Genomic DNA, 12,360 nt, shown 5'->3' on the forward strand with positions numbered 1-12,360 from the left:
TAACGGGAACAGTTTATTGAGCAGCCTGCGGGCTGCTTAATTGTTTCTGGATATTGGATGTGCCGGATTTTTCGGTGAAATTCATGGGCCTCATCGCGAGCAGGTTCACTCCTACAGGGGAACGCATTCCAATTGTAGGAGTGAGCCTGCTCGCGATGGCCGCGACGCGGTCTTCGATCAGACCGAGAACGATTTGCCAGTATGGTTATTCAGAGAAATAACCTTGGTCTTGCCAATGCGGTGACGATAGATTTCGCGCAGGTATTTGATCGACTTCTTCACGCAATCGCGCGACAGGCGAATGTCGTTGATCGAGACAAACTTCTCTTTGTCGTTGATCAGCTCGCGGTACTTCTTCTCGTACATCGGTTTGATCGCGTACCAGTTGGTGTCGAGGATCTTCGCCGGGTTCTCGAATTCGTTGAGCAGGTCATCAATGCGGTCTTCGTCGAACTCCTCGTTGATGATGAAATCGAGGATCGAGTTATCCAGCGTCTCGTCAAAACGGTACGGGTTCTTCGCGAAGCAGCGCTTGATGAACGCCACGATCAACGTCAGGAAGTCGTCCGACAGGCACGGGCTCTTGGCGATCAGGGTGGTCAGCGACAGGTTGGCCGAAGCACCGATCACCAGCGCGTAACGCTTGAGCGTGGTGTTGGGGAACAGGCTGTTGAGGTGGGTCTTCAACCGGTTAAGGTCCATGTACGACAGCTTGTAGTCTTTCGGCAGCGAAACGATCGAGACCACCGACGAGCAATTCTTGAAGAAGTGCAGGTCGTGCAGCGCTGCTGCGTCATAACCGGAATTCTTGTACTGCTCAAGCGAGGCCTTGTAGCGCTTGGACTCGATCGGCAGCAGGCTGATGCCTTCAATCGCCTGAGTGACTTTGTTGAAGTGCGGCAGGTCGATGGAGCGGAAGAACAGGTCGTCGATGTTCAGGCGCTGTGGCTCTTTGTCGAACACCTTGAATTTGTCGCTGCTCGGCGGTGGCGTTTCCGGCACCACCGATTCGGCGTAGGCAATTGCCACCGGGCCGGCCAGACTCATGAACAGGTCGTTGGCATCCAGGCGAATGGTTTCGCCGATGTCGATGCCGGCGCGACGGAAATAGTTCTGGTCGTAGTCGGTCGTCACTGCCTGTGCAGTCAGAATGTTGAAGATCTGCTGCGAGATGTACTGGTTGGCGTGCTTCTCCATCGCATTGACATCAATGTTCTGGATGTTGCCGTCATCGCTCTCTTCGGCGTAACGCATGATGTCGTTGGAGATCAGCATCATTGCGTTCCATGGGCGGATACGGCCCATGACGCTGGCTTCGCTGCTGTCCTCGTTGGCGAAGTTGTAAGAGAAATCCCATTCTTCCGAGAGGTATTTGCACAGCAGGCGACCGGCGTTGATGTGCAGCGCCTCAGACATTTCGCTGCGGTGGTCGGAAATGTTCGGCAGCACGCAGATGCCACTGGTGAAAATCGGCTCGAAGACGAACGAGTGACCGCTCTTGCCGTCGTGCTCGTCCATCGGTTTGGTGTCGAACGTCTTGTTCATGTACGAGTGCTGCTGAGCCAGGCCAAACTCCGAAGCCATGCCCGAACCGGTACCGCCGCCGGCACTGAAGATCGAGAAATACAGGCGCGACTGGTTGGCCTTGATGCCGCAGCTGTCGATCAGGTACGAGTGGATCATTTTCCAGTCAGGGCTGGAGAAACGCTGGGTGTCCTTGTTGAGGATGATCTTTGCCAGGTACTGGCCGAGGATCGGCGCGTTACCGGCACCACCGGCGTGGACTTCGGACAAGTCCATGATCTTCATTTTGCTGTAGTCGCGCAGGAAGCCGCTTTTCTCGCCCTTGCGCGAGAAACGGATGCGCCCGGCGATGTCTTTGTCGAGGTCGCCGAGCATCACCAGTGGTTCAACGAGGAACACCGGTTTGGTCGACTTGTTCGGGCCGATCCGCAGGTTTTGCTTGATCCACTGGGCCGGGCTGTAGCCCTTGTCGGCCAGACGCCGATCCGTCGCGCGGTCTTCGTTGTTGAATTCGTTGAGGTAGAACTTGCGCGCGTTGTACACCAGCTCCGCCACGTCGAGGGCGATGTTGGAGCCGCAGCGGCCGAGGCCGATCAGGCACACCGACGGGAATTCCTGATCGTTGTGCTGTTCGTTGTCGCCTTCCAGGTGCAGCGGGCGCGGGAACACCAGATCACGCAGGCCGTCGAGGTTGTCGAGGATGCGGTCGGTATTGGTTTCGGTGAAGTACAGGTATTGCTGAGTGCCCAGCGGTCGCGACGGCGGCGATGACTTGGAGGGAGACGGGCTGTTGGCGGCAGGACTTAGCGTCAGATCGGATACCGCAGTGGCGGAATTGTTTTTAGAAGTCATTGTGCGCCATCTACCTGGACTGGGTTGGTTCGCGGACCTGTTGCCTGCGAACCTCACGGAATAAGATCTCGCGTCTTTTTTGCGCGAATTTGGCCCGGGCGTCAGGGACTTGGCCTGACTGTCGCTCGGGGGAATCCTTTCCTGATCGTTGATGAATCGGCCATTATTCGGCGATCTTTAATCAAAAAGAGGCTAAATGATGTCAACGCTACCTTCGTTGGGGTTTGCCGGAATCGGTCTGATGGGCCTGCCGATGTGTCGTCGTCTGCTGGCCGCCGGCTACCCGCTGACCGTGTGGAATCGCAACCCGTCCAAGTGCGCACCACTGGTCGAGGCTGGCGCGCGGCAGGTGGCGAGTCCTGCGCAGTTGTGCGAACACGCCGACGTGGTGATGTTGTGCCTGGCCGATACGGCAGTGGTGTGCGAGGTGGTGTTTGGCCCGGCCGGTGTCGTCGAAGGTGCGAAGCGCGGTCAGTTGCTGGTGGATTTTTCCAGCCTGGAACCGACGGCGACCCGCGAGATGGCAGCGCAACTGGCGGACAAGGTTGGCATGGCCTGGCTCGATTCACCGGTCTCCGGCGGCGTGGTCGGCGCCGAGGCTGGCAGTCTGGCGATCATGGTCGGTGGTACGGCAGGGGATCTTGAGCGCGTACGTCCGGTGTTGCTCACCCTCGGTCAGCGCGTCACGCACATGGGCGGCGTCGGCGCCGGCCAGGTAACCAAGGCCTGCAATCAGATGATCGTCGCCTGCAACGCGCTGGTGATTGCCGAAGTGGTGGCGCTGGCCGAGCAGGCCGGGGTCGATGCCAGCCTCATTGCCGAAGCGCTGGCCGGCGGTTTTGCCGATTCGAAACCGTTGCAGATTCTTGCGCCGCAAATGGCCGAAAGCCGTTTCGAACCGATCAAATGGCACGTGCGCACGCTGCTCAAGGATCTCGACACGGCGGTGAAATTCTCCCGCGAACAAGGCTCGGCAACGCCAATCAGCGGATTGGCCGCACAATTGATGCGCCTGCATGGGGCGCAGGGCTTTTTGGCGAAGGATCCAGCAACACTGGTGCAAATGTACCGCGCGCCAGACTCAACGGATTGACCGCGTGGGAATGTTTGCGCTGATTGATTTCTTCCAGCACCGGGCGTAGTTCGTCCAACGGCACCGGGCGGCTGAGCAGGTAACCCTGAATGAAGTCACAGCCCGAGCGCTCAAGAAACTCGTACTGCTCCAGGCTTTCCACGCCTTCGGTGACCACCTGCAAATGCAGGGTGTGCGCCATGACGATGATGGCCTGGACGATCTCCATGTCCGCCGTGGCTTTGGGAATGTCGAGGATGAACGAGCGGTCGATTTTCAACGTGTTGAGTGGCAGGCGTTTGAGGTAGGCCAGCGACGAATAACCGGTGCCAAAGTCGTCGATCGACAATGACACGCCGAGGGCGCGGATCTGCCGCAACAGCACCAGGGTATTGGCGATGTTGCCCATCAGCGCGTTCTCGGTCACTTCCAGCTCCAGGCGCTCCGGGGCGACGCCGGCAGTGCGCAGGGCACTTTCGATCTCGTTGGCGAGTTCTTCCCGGGCAAGGTTCAGCGGCGAGCAGTTCCAGGCGATTTTCAGCTCCTCGCAGCCATGGCGCGACAGTTCGCCGAGATCCTTGCAGGCGCGGCGCAGCACCCAATTGTCCAGCTCGGCGATCAGACCGTTGTTTTCGGCGATGCCGATAAAGCGATCCGGTGTCAGCAATCCGTGCAGTGGATGTTGCCAGCGAATCAACGCTTCGAGCTTGGTGACCCGACCGGTTTTCAGTTCGAAGATCGGCTGGTAGTACAGCATCAAGCCGTTTTCTTCGCGCAACGAATGACGCAGCTCCTCTTCGAGTTGCAGTTCGAGGGACGCACGGTTTTTCAGATTGGAATTGAAGAAATGCAGGCCGTTGCGCCCGGCGCCCTTGGATTGATACAGCGCCAGATCGGCGTGCTTGAGCAGTTCCTCGCAGGTGGTGCCGTCCTCGGGGAACAGGCTGATGCCGATGCTGGTGGTCATCACCATGCGCCGGCCGGCCAGTTCGATCGGCTCTTTCATCTTGAGCATGATGCGCTGGGCCATGTTGCGGGCTTCTTCGCGGTCATGCAGGCCGATCAGAATGCAGAACTCGTCGCCGCCGAAACGTGCGACCACGTCTTCGTGGCTGCGCACCGAGCCCTTGATGTGGTCGGCGATGACCTTGAGCAGCGCATCGCCGGCGTCGTGGCCAAGGCTGTCGTTGATGCGTTTGAAGTGGTCGATGTCGAGGAACATCACCGCGAGCATGCCGCCCTCGCTGGCTTTCTGGTTGAGCTTCTCGGCGAAAATCTGGTTGAAGCCACGGCGATTGATCAGGTTGGTCAGGGCGTCGTAATTGGCCACTTGTTGCAATGACATGCGCGCCTGATCGAGCTGGCTGAGCAGGGCGTTGACCCGACGCAGGTCGTGTTCCTTGTTCTGCAGCTTTTTGTCGGCCAGCGCCGCGCTGATTGCGCTGCCGAGGATCAACAAGGTGATCAGCGCCACCGTCAGGCCCAGTTGCATATGGCCGTTTTGTGCGGCCAGGGAGGGCACGCTGTCTTCCGGCAATACCAGACGCAGCGCGGCCATGCCGATGAAATGCATGCTGATGATGCCCGCCCCGAGGATCAGCGCAGCCGTGTATTTGAGTACCTGATGAAACACGCCGCTGCCTTCGCGCAGGTAACCGGCGACCCACAGCGCGGCGAAACTCGCGCCGATGGCAACCACGATCGACAACACAAACAGGCTCTGTTGGTAATACGCGGTGGCGCTTGAGCGCATCGCGGCCATGCCGACGTAATGCATGCCGGCAATGCCCAATCCGATCACGATGGCGGTTTTCAGGTAATGCATCAGGCTCGGTTGTGCTTCGCTCAGCGTGTGCATGGCCAGCCATGAAGCGAGCAGGGCGATGAGCAGGGAGAACAAAGTGATCGGCAAGTCGTACTGAATGTCGATGGGTGCCTGGAAAGCCAGCATGCTGATGAAATGCATGGCCCAGATGCCACCCGCCAGACAGGCCGCGCCGATCCAGCGCCACAGTCGCTGGGAGCCGGGATCTTCCGCGTGGCCGACGCGTTCGGCCATGTCGAGGGTCGCGAAACTCGCGGCGCACGCGACCAGATAGGCCACCAGCACCAGCAAGGGGTTGTGTGTGCAATCGAGAATGACCTGCCCGCTCTGCGGCAGCTCGGTAACAAATTGCAAACCAAGCCACTCCATAGCATGCCCCGTCTCTGAAGTCGTCCTTACTGCGTCATCAACGCAGGCGAATGACTGGAGTATAGAGGCGCTTTTCGGGCAGCAAGCGGTAGTGGCACATTGGCGCTAATGATTTCGACATTAGCCTCATAGCGTTTGGCGCTAAGGGTCAGGCGCTCTTTTCGAAAGGGATTTCGGCCCAGTCCGGTTGCAGAGGCGGGAGGCCGAAGCGTGCGCGGGCCTTGTCGCAATCGACATTCTGTTCGCCGTTTTCCCACGACGATTCGAATTCACGGCAAGGGCTGGCACGCTGCTCGTAAATCGAGCACTGCACGTTGCTGCCGACCTCACCAACCAATGCCGTACAGCGCGGCGATTTGCAGTCGGTGCCGTTCATCGCCACCCGGCTGGGGCTGATCTGGGTGACCAGTTCATCGGGCACCGTGCCCCCGGAGGAGGCGCACTCACCCCAGAAAAAAGACACGCGAAAATGGGAACAGCAGGCACCGCAATTCAGACACGGACTGACATCGGACATGGGGGAGGGTATCAAAGGGATTGATCGGGAGATCCGGACGGATCCGGCGGCCATTCTAGGCTTCGCCACGAACTTGGGAAGGGGGGCGCGAAACTATTTTTTTGTGGCAAGGTTTTGCCGCGAAAGCCCCGGTTTTCCGGGGACTTCAGCGTTATCAAGGGCTTACGTTTCGTTACAGTGCCATGGCCCGATATCAGGCAGACGAATGATCACAGACAGCCCCGGCGCGGCTGACTAGATTGCAGGTTCCGGGCTCGGATGCGTTGGCAGTGAAGCCCTATAACAAGAAAGAGACGGACCCATGCAGAACTCGACCCAAGCGGCGAATGCCTGGCGCATTCTGTTCCTGCTGTTCCTCGCCAACCTGTTCAATTTCTTCGATCGCACCATTCCGGCGATCATCATCGAGCCAATCCGCATGGAATGGCACCTCAGCGACTTTCAACTGGGCATCGTCGGCACGGCGTTCACCATCGTTTATGCGATTGCCGGTTTGCCTTTGGGGCGGATGGCCGACACCGGTTCACGCAGCAAACTGATGGGCTGGGGCCTGGCGACGTGGAGCGCGCTGACGGCGGTCAACGGTCTGGTCGGCAGTTTCTGGAGCTTTCTGATCGTGCGCATGGGCATCGGTATCGGCGAGGCCAGTTATGCACCGGCCGCCAACTCGCTGATCGGCGATCTGTTTCCGGCGCACCGTCGGGCGCGGGCGATGGGCATTTTCATGCTTGGTCTGCCGTTGGGTCTGTTGCTGGCCTTCTTCACCATCGGTGCGATGGTCAAGGCCTTCGATAGCTGGCGCGCGCCGTTCTTCATCGCCGCTGTACCGGGGCTGATCCTCGCGATTTTCATGTTCTTCATCAAAGAGCCAAAACGCGGCGCAGCGGAAACCGTGCAGGTCTCGCAGGAGAAAGTCGACAAGCCGATTCGTCGCGTGCTCGCCGTGCCGACGTTCCTGTGGCTGGTGCTGGCCGGGCTGTGCTTCAACTTCGCTACCTATGCCTGCAACTCGTTTCTGGTGCCAATGCTGCAACGCTATTTCCTGATGCCGTTGCAGGAAGCTGCAGTGGCGACCGGGATCATTGTCGGTGTGACCGGTCTGGTCGGTTTGACCCTCGGTGGCTGGATTGCCGACAAGATCCACCAGCGTGTGGCCAGTGGACGTCTGCTGTTTGCAGCGTTCAGCCTGATCATCTCGACACTGTGTACAGCCTGGGCGCTGCATGCCGGGCGCGTCGAGATTGGTGTGTTTGTCGCGGTGTTCAGTGTCGGCTGGCTGTTTGCCTATAACTTCTACACCTGCGTTTATACGGCGATTCAGGACGTGGTCGAGCCGCGTCTGCGGGCCACGGCGATGGCGTTGTTCTTTGCCGGGTTGTACCTGCTGGGCGGTGGTCTGGGGCCAGTGGTGGTGGGTGGGCTGTCGGATCATTTCGCCCACACCGCGATGCTCGCGGCCGGCGCCGAGCAGATGACCGAAGCGTTCAAGGCTGTCGGGCTGCATGATGCGATGTACCTGATCCCGGTGGCGCTGTTCCTGACGATGGTGTTTCTGTTTCTGGCGTCACGCTGTTTTGTGCGCGATGCACAGCGGATGAAGGAAGGGCTGGTGGCGGTGGTTGAGCCAGAGGGCGCAGCGGTGACTGCATAATCGCCTTCGCGAGCAAGCCCGCTCCCACATTCGACCGCATTTCCTCCTGAAGGAACCCGGTCAACTGTGGGAGCGGGCTTGCTCGCGAAGAGGCAATCAGCCGCGCAGCATAAATATCAGGCAAACAAAAAGGCCCGCATCACTGCGGGCCTTTTCATTTTGGGCGGTGGAGCAGGGCGGTTTAGCCCGCCACCAGCACCCGGATCGCTTCCAGTCGCAGCGCCGCTTTGTCGAGCATCGCCAGACCCTGTTCACGCTGCTTGCGCAGTGCATCCAGTTCGCTGTCACGCACGGTCGGGTTGACCGCTTGCAACGCGGTCAGGCGCGCCAGTTCTTCGTCGGTGTCGGCCGCCAGACGACGGCGAGCCTCGGCTACACGCTCGGCGTGACGCGGAGTGATCTTGTCTTCACCGGCGTTGATCCGTGGCGTCAGTTGATCGCGCTGGGCCTGGATGAACTTGTTCGCGCTGGCGCGTGGCACGCTTTCGAGCTGGTCGTTCAGCGTTTCAAAGGAAACGCGTGGCGACAGGTCGTTGCCGTTGGCATCAAGCAGGCAACGCAGGGCGGCCGGCGGCAAGTAACGACCCAGTTGCAGCGAACGCGGTGCAACCACTTCGCTGACATAGAGCAGTTCAAGCAACACGGTGCCCGGTTTCAGCGCCTTGTTCTTGATCAGCGCGACGGCGGTGTTGCCCATCGAACCGGACAGCACCAGATCCATGCCGCCCTGCACCATCGGGTGTTCCCAGGTGATGAACTGCATGTCTTCACGCGACAGCGCCTGGTTGCGGTCGTAAGTGATGGTCACGCCTTCGTCGTCGCCCAGCGGGAAACTGGCGTCGAGCATCTTCTCGCTCGGCTTGAGGATCAGGGCGTTTTCCGAATGGTCTTCGCTGTCGATGCCAAAGGCGTCGAACAGGGTTTCCATGTAGATCGGCAGGGCGAACTGATCGTCTTGCTCAAGGATCGCTTCGACCAGCGCTTCGCCTTCGCCTGCGCCGCCGGAGTTGAGTTCCAGCAGACGGTCGCGACCGGTGTGCAGTTCGGCTTCCAGACGCTCGCGCTCGCTGCGCGCTTCGTCGATCAGTGCTTGCCACTCGCCGTCGTCGGCTTCTTCGAGCAGCGGCAGCAGGCGCGGGCCGAACTGATGCTGCAAGGCATTGCCGGTCGGGCAGGTGTTGAGGAATGCGTTCAGCGCTTCGTTGTACCACTGGAACAGGCGCTCTTGCGGGCTGGTTTCCAGGTACGGCACGTGTAGTTCGATGGTGTGCTTCTGGCCGATCCGGTCGAGACGACCGATTCGCTGCTCGAGCAGGTCCGGGTGCGACGGCAGATCGAACAGCACCAGGTGGTGAGCGAACTGGAAGTTGCGACCTTCACTGCCGATTTCCGAGCAGATCAGCACTTGCGCACCAAACTCTTCATCGGCGAAGTAAGCGGCGGCGCGGTCACGCTCAAGGATGTTCATGCCTTCATGGAACACCGTGGCCGGGATGCCGGAACGCACGCGCAGGGCGTCTTCCAGATCCATCGCGGTTTCGGCGTGGGCGCAGATCACCAGCACTTTAGTGCGCTTGAGCATTTTCAGCTGATCGATCAGCCACTCGACGCGCGGGTCGAATTTCCACCAGCGCTCTTCTTCGCTGGCGTCCGGCTGGGCCTGGAAGCTGACTTCCGGGTACAGCTCGGCGTGCTCGCCCAGCGGCAGCTCCAGATACTCGGCCGGGCACGGCAGCGGATACGGGTGCAGTTTGCGCTCCGGGAAACCCTGCACGGCGGCGCGGGTGTTACGGAACAGCACGCGGCCGGTGCCGTGGCGGTCGAGCAGTTCGCGCACCAGACGGGCGCTGGCTTCGCTGTCGCCATCGTTGACGGCGGTTAGCAGGGCTTCACCTTCGTTACCGAGGAAACCGTGAATGGTCTTGTGCGCTTCGGCCGAGAGACGGCCTTTGTCGAGCAGTTCCTGAACGGCTTCGGCGACCGGGCGATAGTTATCGCTTTCGGCGCGGAACGCGGCCAGGTCATGGAAACGGTTCGGGTCGAGCAGACGCAGACGGGCGAAGTGACTGTCCTGACCCAGTTGCTCCGGAGTAGCGGTGAGCAGCAGCACGCCAGGAATCACTTCGGCCAGTTGTTCGACCAGCGAATACTCGGGGCTGGCCTTGTCTTCGTGCCACACCAGGTGGTGTGCTTCGTCGACCACCAGCAGGTCCCAGCCGGCGGCGAACAGCGCGTCTTGCGCCTTCTCGTCATCGACCAGCCACTCCAGCGCGACCAGCGCCAGTTGGGTGTCTTCGAACGGGTTGGTGGCATCGCTTTCAATGAAGCGTTCTTCGTCGAACAGCGCGACCTGCAGGTTGAAACGACGGCGCATCTCCACCAGCCACTGATGCTGGAGGTTTTCCGGCACCAGAATCAGCACGCGATTGGCGCGGCCCGAGAGCAGTTGGCGATGGATCACCAGACCGGCTTCGATGGTTTTACCCAGACCCACTTCGTCCGCCAGTAGAACCCGCGGGGCTATACGGTCAGCGACTTCACGGGCAATGTGCAGCTGGTGCGCGATCGGTTGCGCACGTACGCCGCCCAGGCCCCAGAGCGAGGATTGCAACTGGCGACTGGTGTGTTCGAGGGTGTTGTAACGCAGGGAGAACCACGCCAGCGGGTCAATCTGCCCGGCGAACAGACGGTCGCTGGCCAGACGGAACTGAATGAAGTTCGACAACTGGGTTTCCGGCAGGGTGACCGCTTCGTTCTGCCCGTTGAGGCCGTGATAGACCATCAGGCCGTCGACATCGTCGACTTCCTGCACGGTCATCTTCCAGCCTTCGAAGTGGGTAATGGTGTCACCCGGCGAGAACCGCACGCGGGTGAGGGGCGCATTCCGTAGCGCGTACTGGCGGGTTTCGCCAGTGGCCGGGTAGAGCACGGTCAACAAGCGGCCGTCCTGTGCCAGAACGGTGCCTAAACCCAGCTCGGCTTCGCTGTCACTGATCCAGCGTTGCCCCGGTTGATACTGCTGCGCCATGCTGCCTGACTCCCACCTTGAAAAAGCGGGCTATCTTAACGGAATGAGGCCCCGAGGCCAAAGGATAAGGAGCCGCGCCCGGCTTTTATGTGCAAAGGGAAGGTTAGGTCATGTGTCGGTTTTTCGAGGGTTTACGGCACCTGTGAGTGCCAACCCGGTCACAAGTTTGCGACCGGTGGCTCAAGCCATCATTGCCCGGGCCGATAGCCTGCTGACAGGAGACCCTTTATATGTTGCCACCGATGCTCCCTCTGAGCGCCGTGCCGATCACTTCCCAGCAAGATCCGGTTCGCCAGCGGCCGGACATCCCGCCGGTGGTGCCGGTGCAGGAAAGCTCCAACGAAAGCACGATCGATCTGCAAAAACGCGATCCGGAAGAGGACGGTTTGCTGCTGCGCGAAGAACAGCGTCGCCAGCAGGAACGCGATCGTCGCCGCCGTGAGGCCGATGAAGACCCGGAAGAGCATCTGGCCGTGCCAGGCACCGAGCTGAATGCCGACAACACAGTGCCGGTGGTGCCGCTGATGGAAGACCAGCCGCGTCAGGGGTTGTGGGTCGACATCGAGATCTGAGGCCGCCCGGCCCGGGTTCGCTACATGAATTGTTTTATTGCGTTTAAACCGGCGGCTGGTCAGCGCGGGTGTGACGCTGCATTATTGACCCAGTCCTGTCGGTGATGCGGCAGTTGTGATTCATTCAAGCGATGCACCGAACGCCATGAGCCAAGACGACAAACTGATCGACCTCAGCACCGAACGCGCCAAACGGGTGCATGACATTAAAGAAAAGCGCCTGAACGAAGTGCGCCAGGCGTTCGAGCAGGCGATGCCGTTGGGCAAAGCCAAGAAGAAGTCGAAGAACAAGCCGAAAAAGCGTTGATCTCCCCCTGCATCCGTTGATGCAGGTCAGTTATTTTCCCTCCTTTAATTCCCTTCCTCGCGGACATTGATCCTGGTCAATGTGTGCGCCTGTGTGTTTGGTAACTTGGCCCCATCGCAGCAGAGCAGGGGCCAGGAGGCCAGTCATGTTTTTCGATAACGTGGTGTTTGCCGGGATCCTGACTGTAGGTCTCATGGTTCTGTTTTTTGCAGGGTTTGGATTTTTTATCTGGAAGGACGCGAATAAGCGCAAGAAGTGATTCTTCTGGATTGATGAGCACGCAAGGCATTTTGGGGCGACTTCGGTTGCCCTTTTTTTTGTGCCTTGGCGGCCTTTGGGCCGACCAGGTTGTGGTTTTTTTTTGTGAATATCCGTTGCTGCGGTAACGGCTGCCTAGGGTTTCGCCCTTACGGCGAGTCACCTTTTCCAAACGCCGAAAAGGTAACCCAAAAGGCTTTGCCCTGACGTACGGCCCTCGCCTGGGCTCGGATTCCTTCGCTCCGGGATCGATCCGGGCGCATCGCCTACGGTTTGCTTCGCTGCACCTCCTCTCGATGCATGCGGCTGCGCCGCACGGTCGCTTCGGCTGTCTCTTATACCACTCTGACGCTGCTCACGATATGCCGGTTTAAGGACAACGGCG

9 protein-coding genes are annotated in these 12,360 nt (G+C 59.8%); 5 read left to right on the top strand and 4 right to left on the bottom strand.

What is annotated here, in order from left to right:
• Nucleotides 1-177: 177 nt before the first annotated feature.
• Nucleotides 178-2,376, bottom strand: coding sequence for a hypothetical protein (locus tag F2P67_RS13490; RefSeq protein WP_166220954.1), 2,199 nt, complete (start codon nucleotides 2,374-2,376; stop codon nucleotides 178-180).
• 196 nt (nucleotides 2,377-2,572) lie between these two features.
• Between F2P67_RS13490 and F2P67_RS13495 the strand changes: the two genes are divergently transcribed.
• Nucleotides 2,573-3,469, top strand: a complete 897-nt coding sequence (locus F2P67_RS13495) for an NAD(P)-dependent oxidoreductase (protein WP_166220955.1) — start codon at nucleotides 2,573-2,575, stop codon at nucleotides 3,467-3,469.
• On the opposite strand, the gene F2P67_RS13500 is transcribed toward F2P67_RS13495, so the two are convergent.
• Nucleotides 3,360-5,642 carry a putative bifunctional diguanylate cyclase/phosphodiesterase gene (locus F2P67_RS13500; protein ID WP_166220956.1) on the bottom strand — a complete coding sequence of 761 codons (2,283 nt, stop codon included), beginning with the start codon at nucleotides 5,640-5,642 and terminating at the stop codon, nucleotides 3,360-3,362. The two genes, F2P67_RS13495 and F2P67_RS13500, sit on opposite strands and share 110 nt — an antisense overlap.
• Nucleotides 5,643-5,790: 148 nt before the next feature.
• Nucleotides 5,791-6,159, bottom strand: a complete 369-nt coding sequence (locus F2P67_RS13505; protein ID WP_166220957.1) for a YkgJ family cysteine cluster protein — start codon at nucleotides 6,157-6,159, stop codon at nucleotides 5,791-5,793.
• Between the two features lie 301 nt (nucleotides 6,160-6,460).
• Between F2P67_RS13505 and F2P67_RS13510 the strand changes: the two genes are divergently transcribed.
• Complete coding sequence (locus F2P67_RS13510; protein ID WP_166220958.1) at nucleotides 6,461-7,810, top strand: spinster family MFS transporter; 1,350 nt, start codon at nucleotides 6,461-6,463, stop codon at nucleotides 7,808-7,810.
• Nucleotides 7,811-7,991: 181 nt separating this feature from the next.
• Here the strand turns inward: F2P67_RS13510 and rapA are convergent, their stop codons facing one another.
• The gene (rapA, locus tag F2P67_RS13515; protein WP_166220959.1) at nucleotides 7,992-10,838 is read right to left on the bottom strand and encodes an RNA polymerase-associated protein RapA; all 2,847 of its coding nucleotides are present in this window, start codon (nucleotides 10,836-10,838) and stop codon (nucleotides 7,992-7,994) included.
• A 230-nt stretch (nucleotides 10,839-11,068) separates the two neighbouring features.
• On the opposite strand from rapA, the gene F2P67_RS13520 reads away from it, so the two are divergent.
• The 3 genes from F2P67_RS13520 (at nucleotide 11,069) to ccoM (ending at nucleotide 11,976) form a co-directional block, all read left to right on the top strand.
• On the top strand, nucleotides 11,069-11,410 hold the full coding sequence (locus F2P67_RS13520; RefSeq protein WP_166220960.1) for an aspartate-semialdehyde dehydrogenase: 342 nt from the start codon (nucleotides 11,069-11,071) through the stop codon (nucleotides 11,408-11,410).
• Between the two features lie 145 nt (nucleotides 11,411-11,555).
• Nucleotides 11,556-11,717, top strand: a complete 162-nt coding sequence (locus F2P67_RS13525; protein ID WP_007918490.1) for a hypothetical protein — start codon at nucleotides 11,556-11,558, stop codon at nucleotides 11,715-11,717.
• A 145-nt stretch (nucleotides 11,718-11,862) separates the two neighbouring features.
• Nucleotides 11,863-11,976 (top strand): cytochrome c oxidase subunit CcoM, encoded by a 114-nt coding sequence (ccoM, locus tag F2P67_RS27930; RefSeq protein ID WP_281355900.1) that lies wholly within the window; start codon nucleotides 11,863-11,865, stop codon nucleotides 11,974-11,976.
• Nucleotides 11,977-12,360: the final 384 nt, after the last annotated feature.

The organism is Pseudomonas atagonensis (assembly GCF_011369485.1).
Lineage (GTDB): Bacteria > Pseudomonadota > Gammaproteobacteria > Pseudomonadales > Pseudomonadaceae > Aquipseudomonas > Aquipseudomonas atagonensis.